Annotated in this window: 27 protein-coding genes and 2 pseudogenes; 17 read left to right on the top strand and 12 right to left on the bottom strand. The window is 74.9% G+C overall.

All coding sequences use genetic code 11. From position 1 onward, the window contains the following. Positions 1-310 precede the first annotated feature (310 nt). From AB0469_RS18650 to AB0469_RS18640, 3 genes are all read left to right on the top strand, one after another. On the top strand, positions 311-1,201 hold the full coding sequence (locus tag AB0469_RS18650) for an endonuclease/exonuclease/phosphatase family protein (RefSeq protein ID WP_366452506.1): 891 nt from the start codon (positions 311-313) through the stop codon (positions 1,199-1,201). A 69-nt stretch (positions 1,202-1,270) separates the two neighbouring features. After that, positions 1,271-2,017, top strand: a complete 747-nt coding sequence (cseB, locus tag AB0469_RS18645; protein ID WP_366452498.1) for a two-component system response regulator CseB — start codon at positions 1,271-1,273, stop codon at positions 2,015-2,017. Between the two features lie 13 nt (positions 2,018-2,030). Further along, the gene (locus tag AB0469_RS18640) at positions 2,031-3,284 is read left to right on the top strand and encodes a HAMP domain-containing sensor histidine kinase (RefSeq protein ID WP_366452497.1); all 1,254 of its coding nucleotides are present in this window, start codon (positions 2,031-2,033) and stop codon (positions 3,282-3,284) included. Between the two features lie 18 nt (positions 3,285-3,302). On the opposite strand, the gene AB0469_RS18635 is transcribed toward AB0469_RS18640, so the two are convergent. After that, positions 3,303-3,989 carry a hypothetical protein gene (locus AB0469_RS18635; protein WP_366452496.1) on the bottom strand — a complete coding sequence of 229 codons (687 nt, stop codon included), beginning with the start codon at positions 3,987-3,989 and terminating at the stop codon, positions 3,303-3,305. Between the two features lie 173 nt (positions 3,990-4,162). On the opposite strand from AB0469_RS18635, the gene AB0469_RS18630 reads away from it, so the two are divergent. Together AB0469_RS18630 and AB0469_RS18625 are read left to right on the top strand one after the other, a co-directional pair. After that, positions 4,163-4,615, top strand: a complete 453-nt coding sequence (locus tag AB0469_RS18630) for a hypothetical protein (RefSeq protein ID WP_366452495.1) — start codon at positions 4,163-4,165, stop codon at positions 4,613-4,615. Between the two features lie 81 nt (positions 4,616-4,696). After that, complete coding sequence (locus tag AB0469_RS18625; RefSeq protein WP_366452494.1) at positions 4,697-5,335, top strand: SMI1/KNR4 family protein; 639 nt, start codon at positions 4,697-4,699, stop codon at positions 5,333-5,335. On the opposite strand, the gene AB0469_RS18620 is transcribed toward AB0469_RS18625, so the two are convergent. The 4 genes from AB0469_RS18620 to AB0469_RS18605 form a co-directional block, all read right to left on the bottom strand. Next, positions 5,325-5,969, bottom strand: coding sequence for a response regulator transcription factor (locus AB0469_RS18620; RefSeq protein ID WP_366452493.1), 645 nt, complete (start codon positions 5,967-5,969; stop codon positions 5,325-5,327). The two genes, AB0469_RS18625 and AB0469_RS18620, sit on opposite strands and share 11 nt — an antisense overlap. Beyond that, entirely contained in the window at positions 5,933-7,279 is a 1,347-nt protein-coding gene (locus AB0469_RS18615; RefSeq protein WP_366452492.1) for a histidine kinase, read from the bottom strand. Before AB0469_RS18615 ends, AB0469_RS18620 begins: the two co-directional genes overlap by 37 nt. Next, entirely contained in the window at positions 7,276-8,139 is an 864-nt protein-coding gene (locus AB0469_RS18610) for a CPBP family intramembrane glutamic endopeptidase (protein WP_366452491.1), read from the bottom strand. Before AB0469_RS18610 ends, AB0469_RS18615 begins: the two co-directional genes overlap by 4 nt. A 135-nt stretch (positions 8,140-8,274) precedes the next feature. After that, positions 8,275-9,186: a CPBP family glutamic-type intramembrane protease gene (locus AB0469_RS18605; protein WP_366452490.1), complete on the bottom strand. Its 912-nt coding sequence runs from the start codon at positions 9,184-9,186 to the stop codon at positions 8,275-8,277. A 112-nt stretch (positions 9,187-9,298) separates the two neighbouring features. Here AB0469_RS18605 and AB0469_RS18600 point away from each other — a divergent pair, with 112 nt between their 5' ends. Beyond that, the gene (locus tag AB0469_RS18600) at positions 9,299-10,543 is read left to right on the top strand and encodes a sensor domain-containing protein (protein WP_366452489.1); all 1,245 of its coding nucleotides are present in this window, start codon (positions 9,299-9,301) and stop codon (positions 10,541-10,543) included. Then, complete coding sequence (locus AB0469_RS18595; protein WP_366452488.1) at positions 10,531-11,232, top strand: response regulator transcription factor; 702 nt, start codon at positions 10,531-10,533, stop codon at positions 11,230-11,232. Before AB0469_RS18600 ends, AB0469_RS18595 begins: the two co-directional genes overlap by 13 nt. 72 nt (positions 11,233-11,304) lie before the next feature. Here the strand turns inward: AB0469_RS18595 and AB0469_RS18590 are convergent, their stop codons facing one another. After that, positions 11,305-12,468, bottom strand: a complete 1,164-nt coding sequence (locus AB0469_RS18590) for an acyltransferase (protein WP_366452487.1) — start codon at positions 12,466-12,468, stop codon at positions 11,305-11,307. A 152-nt stretch (positions 12,469-12,620) separates the two neighbouring features. On the opposite strand from AB0469_RS18590, the gene AB0469_RS18585 reads away from it, so the two are divergent. From AB0469_RS18585 to AB0469_RS18575, 3 genes are all read left to right on the top strand, one after another. Further along, a complete protein-coding gene (locus AB0469_RS18585) occupies positions 12,621-12,896 on the top strand; it encodes a hypothetical protein (protein ID WP_366452486.1) in 276 nt (91 codons plus the stop codon). Positions 12,897-13,372: 476 nt separating this feature from the next. After that, positions 13,373-14,737, top strand: a complete 1,365-nt coding sequence (locus AB0469_RS18580) for a glycosyl hydrolase family 28-related protein (protein WP_366452485.1) — start codon at positions 13,373-13,375, stop codon at positions 14,735-14,737. Between the two features lie 132 nt (positions 14,738-14,869). Further along, positions 14,870-15,103 (top strand): hypothetical protein, encoded by a 234-nt coding sequence (locus AB0469_RS18575; RefSeq protein WP_366452484.1) that lies wholly within the window; start codon positions 14,870-14,872, stop codon positions 15,101-15,103. A gap of 113 nt (positions 15,104-15,216) precedes the next feature. Here AB0469_RS18575 and AB0469_RS18570 read toward each other — a convergent pair whose 3' ends face one another. Further along, positions 15,217-16,401, bottom strand: coding sequence for a cytochrome P450 (locus AB0469_RS18570; RefSeq protein ID WP_366452483.1), 1,185 nt, complete (start codon positions 16,399-16,401; stop codon positions 15,217-15,219). A 198-nt stretch (positions 16,402-16,599) separates the two neighbouring features. Between AB0469_RS18570 and AB0469_RS18565 the strand changes: the two genes are divergently transcribed. After that, a complete protein-coding gene (locus tag AB0469_RS18565) occupies positions 16,600-17,082 on the top strand; it encodes a VTT domain-containing protein (protein ID WP_366452482.1) in 483 nt (160 codons plus the stop codon). A gap of 247 nt (positions 17,083-17,329) precedes the next feature. Here AB0469_RS18565 and AB0469_RS18560 read toward each other — a convergent pair whose 3' ends face one another. Both AB0469_RS18560 and AB0469_RS18555 read right to left on the bottom strand, forming a co-directional pair. Next, entirely contained in the window at positions 17,330-18,439 is a 1,110-nt protein-coding gene (locus tag AB0469_RS18560; RefSeq protein WP_366452481.1) for an FUSC family protein, read from the bottom strand. Positions 18,440-18,471: 32 nt separating this feature from the next. Beyond that, the gene (locus tag AB0469_RS18555) at positions 18,472-18,711 is read right to left on the bottom strand and encodes a hypothetical protein (RefSeq protein WP_366452480.1); all 240 of its coding nucleotides are present in this window, start codon (positions 18,709-18,711) and stop codon (positions 18,472-18,474) included. 220 nt (positions 18,712-18,931) lie between these two features. Here AB0469_RS18555 and AB0469_RS18550 point away from each other — a divergent pair, with 220 nt between their 5' ends. From AB0469_RS18550 to AB0469_RS18535, 4 genes are all read left to right on the top strand, one after another. Further along, positions 18,932-19,906, top strand: coding sequence for a helix-turn-helix domain-containing protein (locus AB0469_RS18550; protein ID WP_366452479.1), 975 nt, complete (start codon positions 18,932-18,934; stop codon positions 19,904-19,906). A gap of 145 nt (positions 19,907-20,051) precedes the next feature. After that, positions 20,052-20,798, top strand: a complete 747-nt coding sequence (locus tag AB0469_RS18545) for an MBL fold metallo-hydrolase (RefSeq protein ID WP_366452478.1) — start codon at positions 20,052-20,054, stop codon at positions 20,796-20,798. Between the two features lie 399 nt (positions 20,799-21,197). Next, a complete protein-coding gene (locus AB0469_RS18540) occupies positions 21,198-21,659 on the top strand; it encodes a lamin tail domain-containing protein (protein WP_366452477.1) in 462 nt (153 codons plus the stop codon). 187 nt (positions 21,660-21,846) lie between these two features. Beyond that, positions 21,847-22,512 (top strand): DUF5701 family protein, encoded by a 666-nt coding sequence (locus AB0469_RS18535; RefSeq protein ID WP_366452505.1) that lies wholly within the window; start codon positions 21,847-21,849, stop codon positions 22,510-22,512. A 25-nt stretch (positions 22,513-22,537) separates the two neighbouring features. On the opposite strand, the pseudogene AB0469_RS18530 reads toward AB0469_RS18535, so the two are convergent. The 3 genes and pseudogenes from AB0469_RS18530 to AB0469_RS18520 all read right to left on the bottom strand — a co-directional run. Continuing rightward, positions 22,538-22,765, bottom strand: a pseudogene (locus AB0469_RS18530) (SWIM zinc finger family protein); the annotation flags it as partial. An 83-nt stretch (positions 22,766-22,848) separates the two neighbouring features. Further along, positions 22,849-23,622 carry a hypothetical protein gene (locus AB0469_RS18525; protein WP_366452476.1) on the bottom strand — a complete coding sequence of 258 codons (774 nt, stop codon included), beginning with the start codon at positions 23,620-23,622 and terminating at the stop codon, positions 22,849-22,851. 69 nt (positions 23,623-23,691) lie between these two features. Beyond that, positions 23,692-24,543, bottom strand: coding sequence for a LysR substrate-binding domain-containing protein (locus tag AB0469_RS18520; RefSeq protein ID WP_366452475.1), 852 nt, complete (start codon positions 24,541-24,543; stop codon positions 23,692-23,694). An 82-nt stretch (positions 24,544-24,625) separates the two neighbouring features. Between AB0469_RS18520 and AB0469_RS18515 the strand changes: the two genes are divergently transcribed. Continuing rightward, positions 24,626-25,135: a cupin domain-containing protein gene (locus AB0469_RS18515; protein WP_366452474.1), complete on the top strand. Its 510-nt coding sequence runs from the start codon at positions 24,626-24,628 to the stop codon at positions 25,133-25,135. A gap of 131 nt (positions 25,136-25,266) precedes the next feature. Then, positions 25,267-25,617, top strand: a pseudogene (locus tag AB0469_RS18510) (DoxX family protein); the annotation flags it as partial. Positions 25,618-25,620: the final 3 nt, after the last annotated feature.

Here is a 25,620-nt window from a genome sequence, read left to right as displayed (position 1 = left end):
GGGGGCCGGCCCCCCCGCGCCCCCCCCCCCCCCCCCGCCCCACACCCCGCCCTGCCGGCGGGGTGTGCCCGTCGAGGGCGGGCGACGACTGCGGCGCAGGGGGTCGCGGATGCCTCGGTCGTCCCCGCCGATACACGGCTGAAGCACAGCTGTGAGGTTCTCGAAGCGGCACCCTGACCGGGTCGAAGTGCGGCTCCTGGAGCCTTCCGGTGTGAGTACCTCGAACGTCACCGATCCGCCCGTCACCGCGCGCCCGGCCCCCGGCGACGCCCCCGACGCCCCCGCCCGCCGCACCCGGGGCCGTGTCCTCGTGGCCGCCGCGGTGGGTTGGGCCCTGCTCATGGGGTTGCACGGGTGCGTGCCGAACGGGGCCGGGAATCCAGGCAGCCTCCTGCGGACCTTCCTCCCCTGGACCGGGCTGGGCGTGCCCGTGCTCCTCGCGGCCGCGTGCGTGCACCGGTCCCGGCTCGCGGTGGCCGCCGCCCTGGTGCCCGCGGTCGTCTGGGGGTGCCTGTTCGCCGGCACGCTCGCCGACAAGCGGGGCGGCGGCGGGGAGCTGACCGTGGTGAGCCACAACGTGGACGAGAACAACCCCGATCCCGCGCGGACCGCCCGCGCACTCGCCGCGTCGGGGGCGGACGTCCTCGCGCTCCAGGAACTGTCCGCCGAGTCGGCGCGTGCGTACGAGCGCGAGCTGGCCGCCCGGTACCCGTACCGCTCGGTGCACCTCGGCGTCGGGCTGTGGAGCAGGTACCCGCTGAACGGGGTGGAGACCGTGCCGATCATGCCGTGGACGCGCGCGGTGCGGGCCGCCGTCGACACCCCCCAGGGGCCCGTGGCCGTCTACGCGGTCCACCTCGCCTCGGTACGCGTCACCGCGGAGGCCGGTTTCGCCACCGGGCGGCGCAACGACTCGGCCCGGAAGCTGGGCGAGGCCCTGCGGGCGGAGCCGCTGCCCCGGGTCCTGGTGGTGGGCGACTTCAACGGGACGGCCGAGGACCCGGCGCTGCGGCCGGTGACCTCGGGGCTGCGCTCGGCACAGCGGGAGTCCGGCGCCGGCTTCGGCTTCACCTGGCCGGCCGCGTTCCCGGTGGTCCGCATCGACCAGGTGCTGCTGAGGGGGATGACCCCGGTCTCCGCGTGGACCCTGCCCGCCACCGGCAGCGACCACCTGCCCGTCGCGGCCTCCGTCCGGCTCTGAGCGGCACGTCCCGTGCGCCCTGTGGCTACGGTGGACCCCGTAACCCGTACGTATGAGCGAGAAGGCAGCATGTCGGAAATCCCGGTCCCGGAACTCGTCAGCGTCCTGCTCGTCGAGGACGACGACACCATCCGCCGCGCGGTACAGCTGTCCCTGGAGCGCTACGGCTACCGCGTCACGCCGGCCGCGGACGGACTCGCCGGACTGGAGGCCCACCGGACGGGCGTGCACGACCTGCTCATCGTGGACGTGATGCTGCCCGAGCTCGACGGCATCGGGCTGTGCCGGCGGGTCCGCGAGGAGAGCCCGGTCCCGGTCCTGATGATGTCCGCACGCGGCGACGCCCTGGACGTGGTCGCCGGGCTGGAGGCGGGCGCCGACGACTACGTCGTCAAACCCGTGGACACGAGCGTCCTCGTCGCCCGGATCCGGACCCTGCTGCGCCGCGCGACCTTCCGGCCACCGCAAGAGCCGGCCGGACGGGGGACCGGACCGTCGGCCCCGCCCGCCGCCACCGCGCCGGCCGGGCGCACGCTGGTCTTCGGGGACCTGACCGTGGACACCCTCGGCCTGGAGGTGCGGCGTGGCGGGCGGCCCGTCCCGCTGACCCCCACCGAACTGCGCCTGCTGCTGGAGTTCGCGTCGGCCCCCGGAACCGTGCTCGACCGCCGCCGGCTGCTGCGCGAGGTGTGGGACTACGGCTGGGAGGGCGACACCCGGGTCGTGGACCTGTGCGTGCTGCGGCTGCGCAAGAAGATCGGCGCCGACCGGATCGAGACGGTTCGGGGCTTCGGCTACAAACTCGTCCGCGGCTAGGGCGGGCCGGCCGATGGCGTTCCCCAACCCCCGCGCCCTGCGCTGGAAGATCGCCGCGCTGACCGCGGCCGCGTGCTGCGCCGTGGCCGCGGTGGTCGGCGTGCTCGTCCACCGCTCGATGGCGGACCGCAGCGAGCGGACGGGCACCGATCGCGTCGTCGCCCGGCTGGGCGCCGCCGAGCGCGAGTACGCCCGTACGGGCACCACGCCGCTCGACGTCCAGGTCCTGCGGCCCGAACAGCTCGATCCGCCGCTCGCGCGGGCCCTGGGGGCCAAGGCGCCGGCCGACGTGTACGCGACCTGGTACGACCGCGACCCGCCCAACTCGTTCTGGCTCTGGGCGGCGGTGCCCGTCGAGGGCGGGCGGGTCCTCGTCGCCCGGACCGACATGAGCTTCGAGGTCCGGGCCCTGCAACTGCTCGACCGCAGCATCGTCAAGGCCGTGCTCGCCGCCCTCGTGGTCGTCGTCCCCCTCGCCGCGCTGGCCACCGAACCCATGAACCGCCGGCTGCGCAGGGGTGCCCGTACCGCCCGGGCCATCGCCGACGGGGACCTCGACGCCCGGATCGGGCCGGGCGGACGGGCCCGCGACGAGATCTCCGAGATGGCGGCCGCCATGGACGAGATGGCGGGGGCCCTCCAGCGGAAGCTGGAGGGCGAGCGGCGGTTCACCGCGGACGTCGCGCACGAGCTGAGGACCCCGCTGATGGGCCTGACGACCGCCGCGGGGCTGCTGCCGGACGACGACGAAGCGGCCGCGCTCGTACGCGACCGGGCCCGGGCGCTGAGCGGGCTGGTCGAGGACCTCCTGGAGGTCTCCCGGCTCGACACCGGCGCCGAACGGGCCCGTACCGACCCGGTGCCCCTGGGCGAACTCGTCGCGGACGTGGTCGGGCGGACCGGCACGGACGTCCGGGTCGAGGCCGCGGAGGACGCCCGGGCGGTCGAGACCGATCCGCGCCGGGTGGAGCGGATCGTGGTCAACCTCGTCACGAACGCGCACCGCCACGGGGCGGCCCCCGTACGGGTCACCGTCACCGGCACGCGGATCGTCGTACGCGACCACGGGCCGGGCTACCCGCCGGGCCTGCTCGCCGAGGGCCCGCAGCGCTTCCGCACGGGGGCGGCGGAGCGGGGCCGGGGACACGGCCTCGGACTGACCATCGCCCTCGGGCAGGCGGCCGTCCTCGGCGCCCGCCTCACCTTCGCCAACGCCCCGGAGGGAGGCGCGGTCGCCACCCTGGACCTGCCGTCGGCGCCGGTCTGAGGTACCGCGCGGGCGGCGTCAGGTGCGGGGTCGGGTGACGGCGTCGAGGGCGAGGTGGACGAGGCGGCTGCCCAGTGCGGTGCCGGCGCCCAGCGCGACGCCGCCGCAGAAGAGGGCGGCGACCGCGGTACCGCCCCACCGCGCCGTGGACCGGGGCCGCGGGGGGTTCTGCGGCGGGGTGGGGTCCGCCGGCGGCTCCTGCGGGGCCGGCACGGCCGGTGCGGGGGCCGGGCCGCCGCTCGGTGCGGGCCGGGGCGGGGCCGGCGAGGCGCCGCGGGCGCGGGGGATGCGGTGTACGGAGGCGGCCGCGGCCAGCCGTTTGCCGACGGGCTGGGTGTCCCAGGCCAGGACGTGCAGCTCGCCGAGGGGGGCGAGGGCGGCGAAGGCGGCGTCGGCGGAGACGACGGTGAAGTGGCGTACGCCCTCCGCGGCGGCCTGGCGCGCACGGTTGAGCAGGACCTTGTCGGCGGCGTCGGGCCCGGTGCCGGCGGACAGCACCTTCACGCCGTGGTCGGTCAGGACGCGTTCGACGTCGGGTCGCAGGCGTGAGGGCGGGCAGGCGGCGACGACGAGGGCCTCGGCGGGAACGTGTTCCAGGAAGGCGGTCAGCCGGGCCAGGGCGACGGGGGGCTGCGCGAGGGCGCCGATCGCGTTCTCGACGTCGATCAGCACCAGGGCGGTCTTCTTCGGGGCGCGGGCGGTCACCGGGCGGTGTCGGACACGTCGGTCGGAGTCGTCACGGACGACAGTCTGCCGTCAAGTGGCCCTGGAGACATCAAGGTTGGACATCTCCGCGCCGTTCTTCCCTCGCGCGCCCGGGGTGTGTCGGGGCCGTGGGGTAGTTTCGGCTGCGGCGACGAAGGGCGAGGGGGGACGGCATGGGGGCGGCCGGCGACGAGGTCTTCTCCTGCGCCGTGTGCGGTGGCCGGCTGTCCGCGCCGGTGCGCGAGGTGGCGCCGCCGGCGGAGGACGGGACCTGGACCCCGCTCGACTCCCCCGTGGACCCCTGTCCGCCCAGGATGGCTGCGGGTACCTTCGCCCGCGACCCGCAGCCGGGACGCATCACCTGGGGCCCGCTGCCCAAGGGCTTCCGGCGGTCCCGGGCGGGGCACGGGCCGGGAGCCGACCCGGTGTTGAGCCCGGGTGATCTGGTCGGCACCGTGGAGATCCCGAGCCGCTGGGGCGGCTGCTGCGGGCCCGGCGGGCACGACGGGGCGAATCTGGCGTGCGCGGGGTGCGGGGCGGAGGTCGGGCTGTGGACCGGTGACTGCTACACCTGGCTGGAGGTCGTCCTCGACGGGCGCCTGGTCGTCCGTTCCCCGTCGGAGTGAGCGCCGCACGCCCGCGCGGACCGACGGGTGCCGCCGCCCGCCGCCGGTAGAGTGGCGGCGGACAAGAGAAGAGATCCTCCGGTGGATTCCCGTACCGTGCGCATCCGGTCCAAGCTGGCGAAGGTGCCGTACCAGCCGCAGCGCAGTCATTCGACGGGCGCCGAGCGCCATGGCTTCCGTCTCGGCCCGCGCGTCCGTTCCGCGCGGGTGGACGCCTTCGAGCGGGAACACCGCATCGTGTTGCCGCCGGCCTACCGGCGGTTCCTCACAGAGGTCGGGGGCAGTGGCGCCGGCCCCTTCCTCGGTCTGCTGCCGCTGGAGGAGTGCAGGCTGTTCACCATGGACCGGCAGCCGCCGGACGGCGCCCCGCGGGGATTCCACCACGAGCACCACCCGGAGGCGCTGCGAGGAGACCGGTTCCTCCACGTCGTCGAGATGGGCTGCAGCGATCTGTGCCTCATCGGGGTCACCGGGCCCCTCACCGGCCGCGTGGTCACCGGCAACGCGGACGGCTTCCGGCAGGCGAACGTCTCCTCGGCCCGGGACTTCCTGAGCTGGTACGAACGCTGGCTCGACCACATGCGGGACGGCAAGGACAACGGGGCGCTGGGCCTCACCTCTCCGGCGGTCGTCGCGACCGCCCCCTGGGGTCCCCGGGCCGCGGACGAAGCGGAGGCCCGGCGGCGCCTGCGGCTCCAGGCCTGCGGCTTCAGCGTCTGAGGTAGGCGAGGACGGCGAGGACGCGCCGGTTGTCCTCGGCCGAGGGGGCTATGCCGAGCTTGGCGAAGATGCTCGCGGTGTGCTTGGCGACGGCGCTCTCGCTGAAGTGGAGGGCCCCCGCGACGGCGGCGTTGGAGCGGCCCTCCGCCATCAGTTCCAGGACGTCGTGTTCGCGCGGGGTGAGGGCGGACAGGGTGCCGCGGGCCGCGCCGCGCGAGAGCAGCCGTCCGATCACCTGCGGGTCCAGTACGGTGCCGCCCGCGGCGACGCGGCGCACCGCGTCGATGAACTGGCCGGTGTCGGTGACCCGGTCCTTCAGCAGGTAGCCCACCGCGCCGTCGTCGCTCGACAGGAGCTCGTTCGCGTAGAGCTGGTCGACGTACTGCGAGAGCACGAGCACGGGCAGGCCGCGGTGGCGGCGCCGGGCCTCCAGGGCGGCCTGGAGGCCCTCGTCGGTGTGGGTCGGCGGCAGGCGCACGTCGACGACCGCCACGTCCGGCCGCTCCTCCAGCAGGGCGCGCAGGAGACCGGGGCCGTTGTCCACCGCGGCGACGACGTCGAAGCCGTGCTCGGTGAGCGTGCGGACCAGGCCGTCCCTCAGCAGGAAGAGGTCTTCGGCAAGGACGACGCGCACGGGATCTCCAGGGTGACGGTGGTCGGGCCGCCCTGCGGGCTGTGCAGGACGAGGCTCCCGTCGAAGGTAGCCAATCGCCCCCGGACGCCGAGCAGCCCGGTCCCCCGGGAGGGATCCGCACCGCCGCGGCCGTCGTCGGTGACGGTGACGCGCAGCCGCGGGCCGTCGGCGCCCGGGCTGCCCGGGTCGGCCGGGCGGCGGCCCCCGTCGTCGTGCGCGTCGTCCTCTGTGTCGTCGTGTGCGTCGTCGTGTGCGAGGCGGATGTCCACGCGGCCGGCACCGGAGTGCTTCGCCGCGTTGGCCAGCAGCTCGTTGACGGCGAAGTAGGCGGCCGACTCCACGGCGGCCGGCAGCCGGCCCGCCATCCGGACCTCGACGTCCACGTCGAGGAAGCTGTCGAGGGCCAGGGAGCGCACGGCGTCGCCGAGGCCCCGGTCGACGAGGACCGGCGGCTGGATCCCCCGGACCAGGCCGCGCAGGTCCTCCAGGGCCCGCCCGGACAGCTCGCGCACCTCCAGCAGTGCGGCCCGGGCGGCCGGCGGATCGGTGTCCAGCAGCCGGGTCGCGCCGTCCAGGCGCATCCCGAGGGCGACGAGCCGTGCCTGGGCCCCGTCGTGCAGGTCCCGCTCGATGCGCCGCAGCTCGGCCGCCTGCCCGTCCAGTACCTCGGCCCGGCTGTCCGTCAGCTGTCCGACGCGGCGCCGGAGTTCGGTGACGCGCGGGGCAGCGAGCAGCCGCCGTCCCCACCGGGCGTGCAGGCGCAGGACGGGTGGTGCGAGGAGCAGCCCCGCGGCGGTGAAGCCGACGCCCAGTACGGCCGCCGCGAGCATCAGGGCGGTGCTGTGCACGGGCACGAAGGCGTACCAGTTGCCGTCGTCCAGGAGCCGCCACACGAACGGCTGCACGAGCGCCCCGAACAGCCCGTACACGGCCAGGGACGGTGGTACGGCGACCAGCAGGCCGCCCACCAGCGGCTCCAGCCACGCCCAGGACAGGTCCCGCCAGAACCCCGCGTCGGCCAGGACCTCGCGAGCCCCCGCGGTCCGCGGGAGCGGATCGGGCGCGGTGATCCGCACCCCCGACCACCGCTCCGCCCGCTCCCGTGCGCGGTCGCCGCACCGGCGCAGCGCGGCCGCGGCGGGCGGCAGCAGGCGCAGGCCCAGTCCGACGGGGAGCAGCAGCAGGGCTCCGACGACCCCCGCCCCGACGGCCGCCACCCGCAGGCCCAGCAGACCGGCGAGCTGGCACCGTCCGACGGCTGCCGCGAGGAGGGTCAACTCCGTACGGAGAGGGCGTGATGTCGAACTCATGTCCCGTGCAGGGTAGCCGGTGCGGGCACCGCCGCCGGCCCGGGTGCACGCCGGCCGCGGCGGAGGGCGGCCGCGAGCACGGCCACCACCAGGCAGGACAGCCCGAAGCAGAGCATGGGCCGGACCGCTCCCGACTCCTCGTCCAGGAAGAGGAGCAGCCCGAGGTTGACCAGCGCGTGGAAGCCACCGGCCAGCAGCAGCCGCCGCCACCCGCCCGTGCCGTCGAGCGCGATGCCCAGGAGCACCGACATCGCCGTGGTGGCCACGAGGAACCCGGCGGCGTAGGCGGGCGCCTGGGCGAACACCGGCACGTGCCAGGCCCCCCAGAGCACACCCACCGTCACCGAGGAGGCGAGCGTGCCCAGACGGGTGCGCAGCAGCGGCTGGAGGAAGCAGCGCCAGCCGACCTCCTCCCCGCACGCCCCCACCAGCTGGGCCACGGCGATCAGCACGAAGGAGTGGTGCAGCGACCCCGGCGGCGTGAAGTCCGCCTCCCCGCCGGCCGCGCAGGACCCGAGCACGGAGAGCGCGACGATCAGCCCGGCCGCGCCGAGGAGCAGCGCACCGGCGAGGGGCCGGGAGCCCGCCGCCGTCTCCGCGGCGCCCCGCAGCAGCGCACGCGTCCGGCGGAGCCGGAACACGGCGACCGCGCCCACCGCGAGGGCCGGGCCGAACTGGGTCAGCTGCACGACCTCTTCCGGTATCCCGGTCCCCGGCTGCGCCGCCCCCAAGGCCCCGGCCGCCAGGAAGGCCACGGCGGTGAACACGCCGGCCACCGCCCACACCCCGGCACGCCCCGCCCGGTCCCCGTTCCCGTTCTCGTTCCCGTTCCCGTTCCCGTTCCCGTCTGCCCTGCGCATCCTGCGCCCCATGAGTCCTCCCCGTCCGTCCGTGAACCCGTACGCGGACCACGATGCCGCCCGGAGCCCGGCGGGCCCCTGCACCTGGCAACCGGACCGGGGTGGACCTGGATACACCCCGACCCGGTACCGCCCCTACGACGAGGTGCGCCCGGCCCCGCCGGGCAGGCCGGCCCCGGCCTTGCCGCCGGCCGCGCGGCGCCCGTCGCGCCGCCGGTGGGCCAGCCAGACGCCCACCACCGCGAGGGCGCTCGCCGGCCAGGTCGCCACGCTCAGCGGTCCGGCGAGCAGCGGGTCGACGAGCGGGCCCGAGACGTGGCCGGTCAGCGGCAGCGCGAACTCGTTGAGCGACAGGTGCGCCGCGACGGCCGCCCACACCGACCCGGTGGACAGCCGGACGGCGGCGATCACCGTTCCGAGCAGCATGGCGGTCACCACCGCGACGGGTATTCCCAGCAGCGCCGGATGGCCGGGGTAGCTCCCGCCGAGCGCGGTCATCGGGACGTGCCAGGCCCCCCAGATCGCACCGCCGGCCAACAGGCCGCGCATCCTGCCCAGGGGCAGCAGCCGGGGCAGCAGGTAGCCCTGCCAGCCGAGTTCCTCGCCGAAGTACAGCGGAACCGACACCAGCGCGCTCAGCACGAGCGGCGCGATGGTGCCGGGCCCCGGCAGGTGCGCGGGGGCGTACCAGCCGGCCAGGGTGGAGACGGTGAGGCCGACGGCGGTGAGGCCGAGCGGGATCGTGAGGGCCGTCGCCACGGAGCGGACTTCGTGCCGCCATGGTGTGGCCCTGGTGAGCCCGAGGACCCGCACGGCCCCGCGCGGTCCCCGATGGCGCGCGGTGAGACCGAAGGCGGTCAGCGCCGGCACCAGCATCATCAGGATCATGCAGAGCGCCGCGAGCGGCGGCGTCCCCTGCGCGGCGCTCGTCCGGCGGAGGCCGTCGGCCCACAGCGGGATCATGGTGACCCACGCTCCGGCGAAGCTGATCGCGAGGAAGGGGACGAGACCGGGACCCGGACGGTCCGCTACGTTCGTTCGTTTCATGGCCGTGACGCTACGAACGGCCGGGTGACCGGGACGATCGTGCACGCTCCCCTCCCGATGGTGGAGCAGGCTCCACTGCGCCGGGAGACCGGGGCGAGGAAGACTGGGCGCCGTGAAGGACTTACTGAAGGCGCGCGAGCGCGCCTCGCGTTCGGCCCGGGCCGCCGGATACTGCGCGGGCGTGGCCGTCCGCGGACTGGCCCTGGTCGTGCTGGTGCCCGTGCTGGTGTACTCGGCCCTGCTCTGCCTGGTCGGCGTGGGCCTGCTCGTCCTGCCGCTCGAACTCCGGCTGCTGCGGCGGCTGGCCGACGGCGAGCGCGAGCGGCTGGGACGGTGGGCGGCGGCACCCGCGGCACCGGCCGGACCGCATGCGCGGAGGCGGCTGAGGGCGGTGCTGTCGGACCCGGCGACCGGCCGCGACCTGCGCTGGGCGCCCTGCATGGCGGTCGCCGGCACCCTGCTCGGGCTGATCGGCGCGGTGCTCTTCGTGTTTCCGGCGGTCGTGCTCGTCCTGGTCTGCCTGTGGTGGCTGTTCCCCGCGGACGAGCCGGTCAAGGTGATGATGAACGTGCCGATCGACGGCTGGGGATCCGCGGTCTGCGCCGGAGTGCCCCAGTTCCTGCTGAGCGTGCTGCTCGCGCTGTTCGGCCCGCCCCTGCTCGCCGGGTCGGCGGCCGCCGCGAGCCGGCGGCTGCTCGCCCCCTCGGCCGCCGCCGTCCTCGCCGCACGCGTGGCGACGCTGGACCGGACGCGCACGGGGGCGATCCACGCGCACGGCGACGAACTGCGCCGCATCGAACGCGACCTGCACGACGGCACCCAGGCACGGCTCGTGTCCCTCGCCATGCAGCTCGGCCTCGCCGAGCGGACGCTCGCCGCAGACCCCGCCGCGGTGGGTCCGCTGCTGACCCGGGCGCGGGAAGGCGCCGAGGAGGCGATGGCCGAACTGCGGGACGTGCTGCGCTCCGTCTACCCGCCGGTGCTCGCCGACCGGGGCCTGGCGGGCGCCGTCTCGGCGGTCCTCGCCCGCTGCCCTGTACCCGCCACGGGGCGGTTCGGCGAACTCGGCGACGTACCGGCGCAGGTCGAGGTCGCCGTGTACTTCGCCGTCACCGAGGCGCTCACCAACGCGGCCAAGCACGCGGACGCCGGCTCCGTACGGGTCACCCTGACGAGGGCCGGCGGCATGGTCCGTGCGGAGATCGGCGACGACGGCCGGGGCGGGGCGGCCGAGGGCCGCGGCACCGGGCTTCTCGGCATCCGCCGGCGGGTCGAGGCGGTCGACGGGGTGCTGCGGGTGCAGAGTCCGCCCGGCGGGCCCACCGTGATCACCGTGGAGTGCCCGTGCGCATCCTGATCGCGGAGGACAACGCACTGCTGGCCCAGGGGCTTTCCGCGATGCTGGAGGCCCTGGGCAACGAGGTGCTCGCCACGGCCGAGGACGCCGGGTCCTTCGTGACGGCCGCGCTCACCCACCGCCCGGACGTGGCCGTGGTCGACGTCCGCCTGCCCCCGACCTTCACCGACGAGGGCATCAGGGCGGCGCTGCACGCCCGGGAACTCCTGCCCGGCCTCCCGGTCCTCGTGCTCTCCCAGTACGTCGAGGACACCTACGCCCGCGAGCTGATCGCCGACGGCACGGGCGTCGGCTACCTGCTCAAGGACCGGGTCGCCCGCGTCGACGACTTCCTCGACGCGCTGCACCGGGTGGCGGCCGGGGGTACGGCGCTGGACCCGGAAGTCGTCCGGCAGCTGCTGGTGACGCGCGGCGACCCCCTGGCGCGGCTGACGGGGCGGGAACGCGAGGTGCTCGCGATGATGGCCCAGGGATACGGCAACTCCGAGATCGCCGCCCGCCTCGTCGTCACCGAGCGGGCCGTGCACAAGCACGTCGGGAACGTCTTCCTGAAGTTCGGCCTCCCGCCGGAGGACAGCGGCGACCGGCGCGTCCTGGCCGTCCTCACCTACCTCGGTGCCCCCCAGCGGGCCGCTTCCGCCTCCCCTCCCGCGCGGTTCCCCCGGCGCGGATCACGCGGCGCCGGCTGAACCGGGGAGCCGGCGACGACGGCCTCGGCCGGGGCGGGGGAGGAGCCGTCGCCGCCGGCCGTCCGCCCGGCGCTACCGCCGGGCGGGGATGCGTTCCGCGTCGGGGCCGGAGGGCTGTGCGGGCAGGGCGCCGAGGGCGGGCCGGGGCGGGGTCGCCACCCGTACGTCCCGGATCCCGCGGCGCAGCGCAATGCCCAGCCGCCGGCCCAGCGGGCGTTCGACGAGCCGGTGGAGGAGCCAGGCGAGCACCAGCATGCCGGCGGTGGTGGCGAGCACCAGCGGTACGGGGGCGACGCGGTCGCGGAAGTGGTGGATGACGGTCAGGCCCACCATCATGTGGATCAGGTAGAGCGGGTAGCTGACCGCACCGGCGTGCGGGAGCCAGCGCCACCGGATGCGGTCCAGGACGCCGAGCGCGAGGGCGGCCATGACGGCGAAGCCCAGCAGGATGACCACGTGGGCCGGCCAGACGGGGGTCTGGTCGGCTGCGGCCCGGCCGAGGCTGGAGGCCATGCGGTCGTGGACGTAGTGCTGCGCGAGGAGGAACTGGACGCCGACGACGAGCCACAGGACGGCGTTCGGCCCGAAGCGGCGCATCAGGTGGAAGGCGATGCCGGCGACGAAGTACGGGGACGCGGACGGCATGGCGAAGAAGGACAGCACCCCGTCGTCGACGGTGGGGGCCACCACGCCCGCCGCGGTCCAGAGGCCGCAGAAGAGCAGGCAGCCGCGGTAGGTCACCCCGCGCAGGACGGGGAGCGCGAACAGCGCGTAGAACTTGAGCTCCACGAAGAGGGTCCAGTACGCGTCGTCGACGTGCGGGACCCCGAGGCCGCCCTGCAGCATCGACAGGTTCACCACCATGTCGGTGTAGTTCGTGATCGGCCGCACCTCGGGCCAGGCGAGCAGCACCACCGAGGTGAAGGCCACGGCCGCCCAGTAGGCGGGGAGGAGCCGGGCGGCCCGCGACACCGCGAAGTCGCCCAGGGTGCGGCCCCAGGCGCTCATGCAGATGACGAACCCGCTGACGAGGAAGAAGATCTCGACGCCGAGCCAGCCGTACACGGCGAACCGGCGGGCGACCGGGAAGACGGCGGTGGTCGGCTCGCCCCAGGCGCTGGCCAGGACCGTGTAGTGGTAGAAGAGGACGGCCAGCGCGGCGAGGATCCGTATGCCGTCGAGGACCGCCAGGCGAGGGGAGTTCCCTCCGCCGTCGCCCGTTCTCTGCGTTCTCATCCCTCGTCCGCCTCCTTGTTCGCACTGTCGTCCGATTACCGATGCGTAAAGTCGTCGGGACTTTACCCTGGGTTCACAGGCGGTCCACAGGGAAATCGGGGTGCCCGTCAGTACCGTGGGAGCGAAAGCCCCTCCCGAGGTGAGGAGTTGGTATGGCTGACGAGCTGGATGCGGTCGGGGAAGCCCCCGGTGCGGGCGGGCTGGTGGACGGGAGCACCGAGGGCTCCGAACTGGCCCGGCGCCTGGAGAGGATCAAGAGGATCATCGAGCAGGAGCTGGCCGGCGAAGGCGAAGGCGAAGGCGAAGGCCCGCGTGACGGTCTGGTCGATACGACCACCGCGGGTTCCGCGGTGAGCCTGCGCGTCGAGAGGGTGATGGAGAGGATCAAGCGGGAGATGGCCGAGGGGGCCGGGTCCGACACGCCCTGAGGCCGCCCGGCGAGGCGCCGGCGTCCGCGGCCTCCTCGATCACGGCGTACGGGACCGCGTACGCGGCACGCGCGGCCCCGGGCGCCGTCGGGCCCGTCGTCCGGCGGCCCCGGGCCGTGGCGGGTGTCCGGCGGCGGACTTCGGCTTGGTCGCCGGCCGCGGCCGCGGTGCCTCGACGGGCTTCCTCTGCGGCGGGGGCGACTTGGGAGGGAAACTCGGGGGGACCTTCGGACCTCTGGCTTCGGCGACCTCGCTCATACCCCGCCACGCTACCCCGGCCGCCCCACGGCGCGCGGTCATGCGGGGAAGGGGGCCATCCGGCGGCACCCCGGCACCCCGGAACCTCCGGCACCCCGGCACCCCGGCACCGAACTCACCCTCCGCGCGCGACACTTGCACCGTCACGCACCTCCCGGCGGGTGTCACCGCCAGATGACAAGATCATCCCCGTTGTCCGTCATCACAAGGGGGAGACCATGACCGAACGGCACAAGACGGCCCGCCGCGCCCTGCTCACGGGAGCGGTGGCCGGGCTCACCGGGACCGCGCTGACATCCGGCACCGGTACGGCCGCCGCGGCGACCACGGCCGCCGGGACGCCGGACTGGTTCGACGTCAAGAACCACGGCGCGGTCGGCGACGGCTCCGCCGACGACACCGCCGCCGTCCAGCGCGCACTCGACGCGGCGGCCGCGGCCGGCGGCGGCACCGTGTACTTCCCCGTCGGGAAGTACCTGGTCAAGCCCGCAGCCGGCGCACCCGCGCTGGCCCTCAAGGCCGACGGCATCCGCCTGGCCGGCGCCGGGGCGAAGGCCTCCACGCTGATCAAGGGCGGCGACGGCATCCTGCTCCGGATGTCCGGCACCGGAGCGGCCTACTCCACCGGCTCCACCCACCGCCGCTACTGCTCCGTCGAGAACCTCGGCTTCAACGGCAACGGCAAGACCGGCCTGCTGCTGGAGCTCTACTACAACAACAACTCCTACTTCCGCGACGTCTTCATGACCTCGAACCGGGACATGTGCATCGACGCCGTGGAGTTCTGGGACTCCCGCTTCTACAATCTGGTCATCGAGGACTGCACCGGCACCACCGCCAGCACGAACCAGCCCAACATCTGGCTGCGCAACGCCTCGTCCGCCACCGAGGGCGCCTGGGGGCACAGCAAGGACAACATCAACCAGATCCACTTCATCGGCTGCCGCCTGGAGGCCTTCGGCACCGGCGCGCTGTGGATCGGCCAGGGCGCCGTCACCACCAACAACCCCAACGGCGTCTACCTCACCGACTGCAAGTTCGAGACCTCCCGCATGCAGGGCGGCCCCCACCTGAAGACCGACGCGGGCTGCCGGCACGTCTACGCCACCAACATCTACTGCTACGCCGGCGACTTCGCGCAGGGCACCCCGGCCACCGCGCGGAACATCATCAGCTGGGCGGCGAGCGCCAGCGCGCTGGAGAACGTGGTCATCGCCAACCGGGACAAGGCCACCGTCAACGCGGGCGTCGCGCTCTACTCGGGCCCGGGCTCCACCGCCGTGCTGCGCAACGTCGTCGGGTTCTACACCACCGCGCCCACCGGCACCCACATCTACTACGAACAGTCCTCGACCGGCGACTTCCGGGTGGAGAACAGCTACGGCAGCATCGGCGCCCAGGCGACCGGGACGATCCCCGTCAAGAACGCGCCGAACCCGCCCCTGCGGCTGGTGCCGGGCCCGGTCACCGACGCCTCCTTCACCCGCCAGCCCCTGGACGGAACCATGGCCGTGGACTCCGCGAACAAGCGGCTCTACGTCCGGGTAGGCGGCCAGTGGCTGTGGTCGGCGCTCAACGCCTGACCGCCCGACGCGTCCACGGCGGGGTGGTACGGGTCGTGCCTCCCCCTCTCGGAACGGCAACCCGTATAGGGAGTACGGACGGCCGCCCCGGCGCGGGTGGTCCCCGTGGGCCACGGCCGCTAGCCTGCGGGGATGGACACTCGACCCGGCTCGCCCGAGGACCCGTCGCGACTCCTGGACGCCTTGGAGATCACGGAGCAGGAGTGCCGGCAGTGCGGGACGCTCATCGCCGGGCTGAACGGCCGCTACGCCTGCGCCCTCTGCGGGTGGGTCAACGACCACTCCGAGGGGCACAGTCCCTTGCCCCGGGCGGAGGACGACCCGGACGCGGGGCGCGACAGGAGGTCCCGCTCCGCACGGCGCTGAACCGCCGGACCGGCGGGTCGAGTGGCGGGTGGACCTGGTGGGGGAGACGACCGTGTGGCCGACCTCCCCGCCCCCGGGGCCCGACGACGCCGGGGACGGGGACGACCCGTGGCTCAGAACCGCACCGGCAGTGCGACCAGGCCCCGGGCGCGCATCGACGGCCGCCGGCGGAGCTCGTCGCGCGGCACGTCCAGGGCCAGGCCCGGGAAGCGGCGCAGCAGCGTGCCCACGGCGATCTGCGTCTCCAGGCGGGCCAGCGGTGCGCCCACGCAGTAGTGGATCCCGTGGCCGAGCGCCAGGTGGCCGCCGTCCCGCCGGTCCACGTCGAGGCGGTCGGGTTCGGCGAACCGCTCGGGATCGCGGTTGGCCGAGGCGAGCGAGAGCATCACGGTCTCCCCGGCCGGGATCCGTACGCCGCCGACCTCTACGTCCTCGACGGGGAAGCGGCGGATGGCCAGCAGCGCCGGGCCGTCGTGGCGGGCGAACTCCTCCACCGCGGCCTCGATCCGGTCCGGGTCCGCGCGCAGGGCCGCCGCCAGCTCCGGGTGGTCCAGGAGGGCCAGGGCGGCGGTGCCGATCAGCTGGACGGTGTTCTCGTAGCCGGCGGACAGGATCAGGAAGGCCAGCGAGGTCAGCTCGTCCTCGGTGAGCCGGTCGCCGCCGTCGCGGACCTCGACCAGGTCCGTCAGCAGGTCGTTGCCCGGCGTGCGGCGCTTGTCGCCGATGAGCTGCGGGAAGTACCCGAGCATGGCGACCACGGCCTGCTTCGTCGCCGCCGGGTTCGCCGGGTCGGGGGCGATCAGCGCATCGGTCCAGGCGCGGAAGTCCGGACGGGAGTCCTGCGGTACGCCCAGCAGGTCGCAGATGACCGTGATCGGCAGCGGTGCGGCGTAGTCGGCGACGAGGTCGGCCCGCCCGCGGTCGGCGACCTCGTCCAGCAGCCGGTCCGCCAGGGCCTGGATCCCGCCGCGCATCCCCTCCACGCGGCCCGGCGTGAACGCCTTGGCCACGAGGCGCCGGATCCGGGTGTGGTCCGGCGGGTCCATGTTCAGCAGGTTGGCGTCGAGCGCCGGGGGCAGCGAGAAGCCCCGGTACCGGCCGGGCAGGCGGTGCGCCTTGTCCAGGGAGAGCCGCGGGTCGGCGAGGAGCCGGCGCACGTCGTCGTAGCGGGTGACGAGCCACACGGGCAGTCCGTCCGGCCCGGTGACCCGGTGCACGGGCCCGGCCTCCCGGAGCCGGACGTACGCTTCGTGGGGGGCGGCGATCAGCGAGGTCAGGTCAGGAAGCTCGGTAGGCATGATCAAAAGCCTATGTCGGCACCTGCGGGCTCCTTCCGCGGCCCCCGCGGTCGACGGACCGGCGCGGGGCACGGCGCGGACGGGGGCGGGGGCGGCGGGCGTCCTACGCTTCCGCATGCATGTTCGGTTAGGCTAACCTTGCCTGCATCCGGCGGGCGTGCCGGCCCGGGCTCCGGCCCGGAGTTCTGGAGGAGGCTCGTGGACGGCATCGTGCTCACCGCCGGAGCCCTGTACGCCATCGTCCTGCTCCGCGCGGGAGGGACCTTCGCCGTCGGATGGCTCACCGGCGCGGGCGCCCGGCGCAGCAGGTTCGCCGCGCGGATCTCCTCGGCGAAGTTCCTGCGTGCCGAGCGGGCGATCCAGCGGTGGGGCGCCCCCGTGGTGGCCGTCTCCTTCCTGACCGTCGGACTCCAGACCGCCGCCAACTTCCTCGCGGGCAGCATGCGCATGCCGTTGTCGCGCTACCTCCCGGCCCTGTTCGTCGGCGGAGCGGCCTGGGCGCTGATCTACGCGACCGCGGGACTCGGCGTGCTCGAAGTGCTGGGCAGGCTCTTCGCCGAACGGACGGCCCTCGGGGTGTCCGCCGTGGCCGTCCTGCTCCTCGCGGTGTGCGCGGCGGTGGTGTACCGCAGGAGGAAGGCGGCCCCGGCCTGCGGTGACACCGAGCCCGAGGGGTCCTGAGCCCGTCCGCCCGGCCCGTGGGGCGTGACGGACCGGTCAGGTCGACGGGAGCCTTGCGCAGCGCGGCTCCACGGGCTGCCTTCCCGGGCCCCGGCTCCGCCGTCCCGATCCCCGATCCGGTGCCCGCGATCCCGGCCCTCTGGGAACGCCCCCGGATCGCACGGACGCTCATCGAAGGAGACCTCGGACCGGTGGCCCGACCGGCGGGTCCTGCCCGTGTCCCGGGGAGGCCGGCGGCCGCGCCCCGTCACTCCGGTGGCGGGGGCCGGCCGGGTGTGCCGGGGCGGGCGGCGCCGCTGCGGTGGAGGTGGTCGGCGAGGGCCTCGTGGGTCAGGTGGAGCCCGGCCCGCAGCACCGCGTCGTGCCGGGACGGGTGTGCCGTGCGGTGGGCCAGGTCGAGGGCGCGGGCCCGGTCGAGGGGCTCGGCGAAGTCGCCGCCCCGCAGCGCGGCGTCCAGGGCGCCGGCGGTGACCCGGACCAGGGGTGCGAGGGCGTGCAGAGCGGGGTCGTGCGGACCGTCCGCGCCGGGTTCCGCGGGCCCCGCGGAGCCGCGGGGGCGCGTCCGCTCGTACAGCTCCTCGGTGAAGTACTGGAGGGTCGGCGCCGTACGGGCGGCCAGGACCAGGCGTCCGTCGAGCCCCTCCGGCGGGCGGCCGGCCCGGCGGCGCAGCGGGGTGCGGCCGCCCGCCGCCCGGTCGAAGGCGTCCCGGCAGGCCTGGGGGCGCAGCCAGAGGCGCGCCCGCTCCGGCAGGGCGCCCGCCGCCAGGGCCCGCACGGCCTCCGGGGCCGTCGCGGCGCGCTCCAGCCCGTCGGTGATCCCGGCCAGGAGCTCCCCGACCGCGGTCCGGTAGCCGTCCAGTCCCTCGGTGGCCGACCGGTAGGGGTCGGGAGGCCACAGCAGCGGCCCGAGGAGGACGACCACGGCGATGCCGACGAAGGTCTCCTCCAGCCGCGCCAGCGGGTACCCGGGGACCGCGGTCGCGTAGACCATCAGCGCGGTGATGAGCACCTGCTGGTTGGGCGAACCGGGGCGCCCCAGCAGGTACATCCCGGCGCAGCCGCAGAGGAGCACGAGCGGGAAGGACCACGTCGGATCCGTCACCCAGTGCAACAGGACCGTGCTCAGCACCACGCCCACGACCACCCCGGCGAGGCGCTCCCACCCGAGCCGCGGCCAGGCGTAGACGTCCTCGCGCAGGATCAGCACCGCGGGGAGCGCGGCGGGGACGGGGGTCGTGCTCGTGCCCCACCACAGGCACAGGTACCAGGACGCGGCGGCGCAGAGGGCCAGCCGTGCGGCGGACCGCAGTCGGCCGCCGGGGGTGGACACGTACGGAACGGCGACCAGACCGGACATGTCGGACATCCTAGTGATCCGGGCCGGTTCGCCTACGCCGCCTCCGCCCATCGGCGCGCGCGGGCCTGGCGGCGCAGCTCCACGAGGGCGGCCCGGGAGCGGCCCGGGGCGGTCCAGTAGGGGTGGGCGGCGATGCGGCAGGAGAGGCTGATGAGCCGGCGGCGCTGGGCGGCTGTGCCGGCGCGTGCGGGTCGGCGGGCCAGGGCCGCGTAGGTGGCGAGCCATGCGGCCTGCAGCTCGACCAGGTCGTCGGGGAAGCGGAGGGACGTCACTCACCTATTAGAGCACTTGTTCGAATGTTCGGGCGAGTCGGCCGCGGCCCCCCATGGGCGGCGGGGAACGTGGGTAAGGGTCCTTACAGGGGGCGCGGTCCGGCCATCCTGGCTGCGACGGGGCCGTGCCCCCGCCGCCTCGCCCCCGTCCTCCCCGATGGCCCGATGTGACAGGTCCTGGTCATTGCGGCCATGCCGGAGCGGGCGGAATGATCAGGGCATGCCCGCACCGCACCACATCGTGATCGTCGCCTTCCCGGGAATCGAGCTGCTGGACGCCACCGGCCCGGCCGAGGTGTTCTCCGTCGCCTCCCGGCTCGCAGGAGCCGGCCGGCCGGGCTACCGCGTGCTGATCGCCACGCCCGACGGCGCCCCGGTGGCCACGTCCAGCGGTGTGCGGCTGATGGCCGATCTGGCCTTCGACGAGGTGGCCGCCCCGATCGGCACCCTGGTGGTGTCGGGGGCGATCGAGCTGGTCGAAGGCGGTGTGGAGCCGGTGGTCGACCCGGAGGTCGTCGCGTGGCTGCGCCGTGCGGCGCCCGGAGCCGGGCGGATCGGGTCGGTCTGCGCGGGGGCGCACCTGCTGGCCGCGGCGGGGCTGCTGGAGGGCCGGCCCGCCACGACCCACTGGCTCACCGCGGACCGGCTGGCCGCCGATCACCCGGGCGTGCGGGTCGATCCCGACCCGATCTTCATCCGGGACGGGCGGGTGTGGACCTGCGCCGGAGTCACCTCGGGGATGGACATGGCGCTGGCCATGGTCGCCGAGGACCACGGCCAGGACCTCGCGCTCGCCACCGCCCGGACGATGGTGATGTACGTGAAACGCTCCGGCGGGCAGAGCCAGTTCAGCGTGCCCCTGTCCGTCCAGGGTTCCTCGGACGACCGCATCGACGAGCTGCGCAGGTGGATCGCCGACCACCTCACCGGGGACCTGTCCCTCGAAGCCCTCGCCGCCCGTACGCACCTGAGCCCCCGCCACTTCAGCCGGCTGTTCCGGCAGCGCACCTCCACCACACCGGCCGCCTACGTGGAGGCGGCCAGGCTGGAGGCCGCCCGGCGGCTGCTGGAGGACGGCGAGCGCGGCCTGCCCGAGGTCGCCGCCGCCAGCGGCCTGGGCTCCGTGGAGACGCTGCACCGCGTCTTCCGGCGGAGGCTGGGGACCACCCCGGCCGAGTACCGCCGCCGCTTCTGACCCCGCTCCGCCCCACCCCGCCTCGGTTCACCCCACCCCACACCACCCCACCCACACCACCGCCGGCCACCGGGCGCACCCGCGCACCGGGCGGGCCCCGCCATGCCCTCGTGCGGCGCAGGCCGGCACGTTTCGGAGGAGAGCCATGTCCCGCACGAAGGTCGTCCCGATCCCGGTCCTGGGCCGGCACCACATCAACGCCTACCTGCTCCTCGGCCGCCGGCCCGTCATCGTCGACGCTGGAACCCCCGGCAGCGGCCGCGCGATCCTGGCCCGGGTCACCGGCCACGGCGTCGATCCCGCCGATGTCGCCCTGATCGTCATCACGCACGGCCACATCGACCACTTCGGCTCCGCCGCCGAACTGCACCGGCTCACCGGCGCGCCGCTCGCCGGCCACGTCGCCGATCTCGGCCCGTACCGCTCGGGCCGGGTCCGCGAACCCTACCTGCCCACCGGCCCGATGGGCCGCCTCATGGCCCGCAACCGCAAGCTCCACGCCCGGGCCGAGCCGTTCGAACCCGCGGTACTCGTCGACGGCGAGACGAGCCTGGACGACTTCGGCCTCGCGGCGCGGATCATGCCCACCCCCGGCCACACCGCCGGATCGGTCTCGGTCCTCACCGACGACGGCGACCTCGTCGCCGGTGACCTCGTCGCGAACTCCTTCATGGGCCTGATCCCCGGCCGGCCCGCCGATCCGCCCTTCCACGACGACCCCCGGCAGAACCTCGCCAGCCTGCGCGAGATGCTCGCCCTCAACCCCACCCGCCTGCACGTCGGCCACGGCAGCGCGCTGGATCCCGACCGGGTCCGGCGGTGGGCCGAGAGGGAACACGACCGCCTCGCACGGCTCGCCACCGCCGGCCGCCTGACCGCCCGCGGCGAGTGACCTCGGGCGGCCAGGAGTGCGAAGGCGTGAGCCGGTTGCGCATGTACGTGCGAAGAAATCAGGCGAACGGTTGTTACGGAATATCCAGCTCCGCTTGGGTGGCGGGATTCCCGAGTGCGCCGGGTGGTGCGCCGGTGTGCGGCGACGGCCGTGCCGGTGGGACGGGCGGGTGGGTGCAGGAGGCACCGGTTGTCAGGGCCGGGGCGGTGGGACATGCGTGGGGTGTGCAGTCGAGCGTGACGGAAATGTCCGCTTCTGGTAACCGGCCCCGGCGGGGGCTGCAGCGGGGCGGGTGCCGGGTCGAGAGTGTGGCCACCGGCTCACTCCGGGCCGGGAATCCGAACCGCTGCTGCCACCTGTTTCGGCTGGTGGAGCACGCTTCTTGAGGGAGCGTCACCCATGTCCTCCGCATCTTCCTCCGCCCGTCGTATCGCCGCCACCGTGCTGGCCGCCGGAGCCGTCGTCGGCGCGGCCGCCCTGCCGGCCGCCGCGCAGGACCGTGACCACCGCCAGCACCCCCGGGTCGAGATCAGCCGGGTCCAGGCCGACAGCCCCGGACGCGACGACCATTCCAACCGCTCCCTGAACGCGGAATGGGTGGAGATCACCAACACCACCCGCGACGCCATCAACCTCCGCGGCTGGACCCTGCGCGACGACGACGGCAACCGCTACCGCTTCGACAACGTCCGCATCAACAGCCACGCCACCCTCCGCATCCACACCGGAACCGGCCACAACACCCGTTCCGACCTGTTCCAGAACCGCCACGAGTACATCTGGGGCAACCGCGGCGACACCGCCACCCTGCGCGACGAGCGGGGCCGCGTCGTCGACACGGAGACCTGGGGCCGCCGCTGACCCCCTGACAGGCGGGCCTCCCCCCTCCGCCGCAGCGGGAGCGGCGGCGGAGGGGACAGGCGGAGGGGACAGGGGGAGGGGCGGCGGCTCGGCGGGCGGGCCGGGAACATTCGGGCGGTCCGCCTCGTTGAGCCGGGGCCGCTGCTTCGATCACGAAACGAGGAGTACCGTGCCCGTGCCCGTGCCCGTGCCCGAAACCGTTTCCGCCGACACCGTGACCCCGCTCCCGCCGCTCGCCGCCCAGGCCGAACGCCTGATCGAGCTCGGGGTCCCCGAAATCGCCGGGATCTCCGCGGCCGAACTGCGGGACTTCGCCCGCAGCGCCGGGGGCGCCGGAGCGGCGGACGGCGGCGCCCTGCTCGCCGTCCACCCGGACCGGGCCCCCGCCTCCGCCCTCGCGCCGCTGCTCCGCCGCGAGGGCAAGCCCGGTTTCGTGGTCGTCGACATGACCGATGTCGACGGCTTCGTGCCGCACCACGCCGAGCTGCCCGACGCACCCCTCTACCTCGTCGACGGACTCGACCGGGGCGACGACCTGGCCAACCGGAGCCCGGAGGAGGCCCTGCCCGTCCTCGGCGCGAAGGGCCGCACCCCGCTCGTGCTCACCGAGGGCATCCACTGGCTGTTGCAGCAGCCGCAGGTGCTGGAGCGCAACCACTGCTTCATGACCATCGGTTCACGGCTGCGCAAGCCCAACGGCGCTCTGGACACCCGCACCCCGGCGATCTGGATCAGCAACGGCACCGGCCGGGACGGCCGCGAGCGGCGCGACGCCCCCAAGGTGGGCTGGTGCTGGTGGCACAACCGGCACACCTGGCTGGGCTTCGGCTCGGCCACCGGCCGCCGCGGCTGAGGTCCCCGGCCGCCGCCCGCTACTTCCGCAGGAACCAGCGGGCCTCCCTCGACCCGGCCACGTCGGCGACGGCCAGCAGCCCGCGCGCGGCGGCCTGGGGCTCGCTCAGGAATCCCGCGAAGAAGCGCGGGTGCGCCTCGGCGCCGGCCGGGGTCAGCCCGCCCGCGGTCTCCAGACCGAGGCTGCGGCTCGCGCCCGAACCGGTCAGCGCGGAGGGGCCCGCGTAGGCGAAGGTGTGTGCGGTTCGCGTCATGCCCCAGACGCTACGAGGGGCCACTGACAACGGCGTTCGGACGAAGGCGCGGGTCCGCCCGTCTGCCGCCGCGCGACGCCGGCTCAGCCCGTCGCCTCCTCCAGGCGTCCGAGGAGGACGCGGAGCATGTGGGCACGGTCCGTCGCGGTCTGCGGGAGCCCTGCGAGGCACGACCGCAGCTGCCTCACCGTGGACAGCCGCACGCTGTCCGGCCCGATGGTGTCGATCACCGCACCGACCGCCCTCAGCGCCCAGAACTGGGCGAACGCGAGGGGCTCCTCGGTGGCCGCCTCCACGAGGGCCGGCAGGTACTCCCCCTCCGGGTAGGCGTACAGGCGGGCGTAGGCGCTCAGCCGGGCGCCTCCGTTCGCCGAGCCGAGGGCGCCGACGACGTCGAAGTCGGCCGACTGAGGTGTCAGCCTGGTCAACTCCGCGAAGATCTGCTGCTGCCGGTAGGTCCGCGTCGGCCCGGAGGGCAAGGTGCGCCGCAGGTCGGTGAACTCGTCCCGGAGCCGGCCGATCGCCTCGGCCGCCCCTTCGCCCCGACCGCTTCCGTCCCCTGAGGCCACCAGCGCGACCCTCGCCTGGCGGCTCGCGTCGTCCACAGCCAGCCGTACCGACTCGGCCTGCTGCTCGGCGGCCTCCAGGCGCTCCTCCAACCGGCGGTACTGGAACTTGGCACCGCCGGGAAGCTCGATGCTCTCGAACAGAGCGCCCAGCCACGGCACGACCGCGATCGCGGCCAGGGCCAGCGTGGCGCCGTCGATCCTCACATCCGGTTCGACGACGTGGAGGGCGGCCAGTCCCAACGCCCCGATCGATATCACCGGCGCCGTTAATCGCTTGTGCGTACCCATCGGCATACCCCCCGGGGTCCCAGGGCACCCGACCCGTCCGTGTGCCCGGATGTCCAAAGTACCCGCCCCTCAGCCGCGGTAGGCCGCGACGGCGGTCCGGGCGAACGTCGTCACCAGTGGGTTCGCGTCGCCCTGCCGCCAGGCCACCACCACGGGGTTCGGAGCCATGTCGGCGACCGGCACCAGGGCCAGCCCCTCGGGCGGGGCGTGGACGAGCGGGGCGAGTCCGACGGTCCCGTTCCACCGCACGGCCTGGAGGCACTCCTGGACCGCGCGGACGACGGGGCCCTCGCGGGGTTCCCCGCCGTTCCAGTAGGACTGCCAGAGCGGATCGGTGCCCGGGGGGAACCGGAACCAGGGCCGGCCGGACAGGTCGGCCAGCTCCAGGCGGTCCCGGTCCGCCAGCGGGTCGTCCGCGCGCAGCACCGCCCCGACGGGGTCGGCGCGCAGCTCACGCACCGTCAGGCCGTCCTGCCCGAACGGCCCGCGGGTCAGGGCGACGTCGACGAGGCCGGCCCGCAGCCCGCACGTCGGATCGGCCAGGTCGGTCTCGCGGACGCGGACCTCGACACCGGGATGGCGTCGCCGGTACGCGGCGGCCAGGCGGTGGGCGCCCGGGTCGGCGTGATCGGTCATCATGCCGACCGTGAGGGTCCCGGCGCCGGCCGCGGCCGCCACCCGCACCCTCGCCCGCTCGACCCGCTCCAGCAGCGTGCGCGCCTCGTCCAGCAGCGCCGCACCGGCCGGGGTGAGCGCGACGCCCGCGGCCGAGCGGTCCAGCAGCACGGCTCCGACGTCCGCTTCCAGCCGCCTGATCGCCCGGCTCAGCGGCGGCTGGCTCATGTGCAGCCGGGCGGCGGCCCGCCCGAAGTGGAGCTCCTCGGCGACGGCGACGAAATAGCGCAGCGTTCTCAGCTCCATGACCGGCGACGATACCCGCACGGTATCGGGGTTCTCCAGACGGTATTGGACGCCCTGCGGGCCCCCGGGCTGCAATCGGGACATGACAGACCACACCCCGGCCGGGCGGCCCGGAGCCGACCCCGCCGTGTCCGTCGTCCTCCCGGGCCAGGGCGAGACGATCGTCCTGGGCACCACGCGGATGCGCATCCTGGAGGACGGCACCGCCACCGGGCACCGCATCGGATTCGCCGAGTCCGTCCTCGCCCCGCACACCTCCGGACCGCCGCAGCACCGCCACGACCGGCACGACGAGGGGTTCTACGTCCTCTCCGGCACGGTGCGCTTCACCGTCGGGCACCACAGCCACGACGCCCCCGCCGGCACGCTCGTCGTGGTGCCGCCCGGCGCCCCGCACACCTTCGCCAACGTCACCGACCAGCCGGCCGTCATGCTCAGCACGTTCACCCCGGCCCGCTACGCGCAGTACTTCCGGGACCTGCAGGACCTGCTCGCCGACGGACGGCCGCTCACCCCGGAGGCGAACGCCGCGGCCATGGCCCGCTACGCCACCCGCCCCGCCGCCGAGTTCCCCGCCGCACCGCCCGCGTGACGGCCGTACCCGGCCGCATGTGTGACGGCCGTCCGCCGCCTCCCGCGTGACGGCCGTCCGCCGCCTCCCGCGTGACGGCCGTCCGCCGCCGCCCGCCCCCCGTCCCGCCGACCGTAGGAAACGGAACCCCCATGCCCGCCGTCTACTGGACCGTGGCCGCCCCGCTGGCGCTCTTCTCCCTCTACTCGGGCGCCTTGAAGCTGATCCGTACCCGTGAGCGGCTCCTGCCGATGATGGCCTGGGTCGACACGATGGCGACACCGGCCGTCAGGACCCTCGGAGCGGTCGAACTGGCCGGCGCGCTGGGCCTGGTCCTGCCCCCGGCCACGGGGATCGCCCCCTGGCTCGCCCGCACCGCGGCGGTCGGCCTCGTGCTCCTCCAGGCCGGCGCCACCCGCGTCCACCTGCGCCGCGGCGACCGCCGGATCGGCCTGAACGTCACCCTCCTGCTCGCCGCGGCGCTCGCCGCGTACCTCTCGACGACC

The sequence above is a fragment of the Streptomyces sp. NPDC093801 genome (genome assembly GCF_040701585.1).
Classification (GTDB): Bacteria; Actinomycetota; Actinomycetes; order Streptomycetales; family Streptomycetaceae; genus Streptomyces.
Note: the sequence above shows the minus strand (reverse complement) of the source record. Positions and strands in the feature narration are given on the sequence as shown.

What these genes read in the sequence shown, in the direction of transcription:
- AB0469_RS18580 (WP_366452485.1), top strand. Translation starts at nt 13,373, where the DNA reads ATGACCGAACGGCACAAGACGGCCCGCCGCGCCCTGCTCACGGGAGCG.
- AB0469_RS18570 (WP_366452483.1), bottom strand. Translation starts at nt 16,401, where the DNA reads ATGCCTACCGAGCTTCCTGACCTGACCTCGCTGATCGCCGCCCCCCAC.
- AB0469_RS18575 (WP_366452484.1), top strand. Translation starts at nt 14,870, where the DNA reads ATGGACACTCGACCCGGCTCGCCCGAGGACCCGTCGCGACTCCTGGAC.
- AB0469_RS18540 (WP_366452477.1), top strand. Translation starts at nt 21,198, where the DNA reads ATGTCCTCCGCATCTTCCTCCGCCCGTCGTATCGCCGCCACCGTGCTG.
- AB0469_RS18545 (WP_366452478.1), top strand. Translation starts at nt 20,052, where the DNA reads ATGTCCCGCACGAAGGTCGTCCCGATCCCGGTCCTGGGCCGGCACCAC.
- AB0469_RS18560 (WP_366452481.1), bottom strand. Translation starts at nt 18,439, where the DNA reads ATGTCCGGTCTGGTCGCCGTTCCGTACGTGTCCACCCCCGGCGGCCGA.
- AB0469_RS18605 (WP_366452490.1), bottom strand. Translation starts at nt 9,186, where the DNA reads ATGAAACGAACGAACGTAGCGGACCGTCCGGGTCCCGGTCTCGTCCCC.
- AB0469_RS18520 (WP_366452475.1), bottom strand. Translation starts at nt 24,543, where the DNA reads ATGGAGCTGAGAACGCTGCGCTATTTCGTCGCCGTCGCCGAGGAGCTC.
- AB0469_RS18640 (WP_366452497.1), top strand. Translation starts at nt 2,031, where the DNA reads ATGGCGTTCCCCAACCCCCGCGCCCTGCGCTGGAAGATCGCCGCGCTG.
- AB0469_RS18585 (WP_366452486.1), top strand. Translation starts at nt 12,621, where the DNA reads ATGGCTGACGAGCTGGATGCGGTCGGGGAAGCCCCCGGTGCGGGCGGG.
- AB0469_RS18590 (WP_366452487.1), bottom strand. Translation starts at nt 12,468, where the DNA reads ATGAGAACGCAGAGAACGGGCGACGGCGGAGGGAACTCCCCTCGCCTG.
- cseB (WP_366452498.1), top strand. Translation starts at nt 1,271, where the DNA reads ATGTCGGAAATCCCGGTCCCGGAACTCGTCAGCGTCCTGCTCGTCGAG.
- AB0469_RS18515 (WP_366452474.1), top strand. Translation starts at nt 24,626, where the DNA reads ATGACAGACCACACCCCGGCCGGGCGGCCCGGAGCCGACCCCGCCGTG.
- AB0469_RS18610 (WP_366452491.1), bottom strand. Translation starts at nt 8,139, where the DNA reads ATGCGCAGGGCAGACGGGAACGGGAACGGGAACGGGAACGAGAACGGG.
- AB0469_RS18615 (WP_366452492.1), bottom strand. Translation starts at nt 7,279, where the DNA reads ATGAGTTCGACATCACGCCCTCTCCGTACGGAGTTGACCCTCCTCGCG.
- AB0469_RS18630 (WP_366452495.1), top strand. Translation starts at nt 4,163, where the DNA reads ATGGGGGCGGCCGGCGACGAGGTCTTCTCCTGCGCCGTGTGCGGTGGC.
- AB0469_RS18550 (WP_366452479.1), top strand. Translation starts at nt 18,932, where the DNA reads ATGCCCGCACCGCACCACATCGTGATCGTCGCCTTCCCGGGAATCGAG.
- AB0469_RS18525 (WP_366452476.1), bottom strand. Translation starts at nt 23,622, where the DNA reads ATGGGTACGCACAAGCGATTAACGGCGCCGGTGATATCGATCGGGGCG.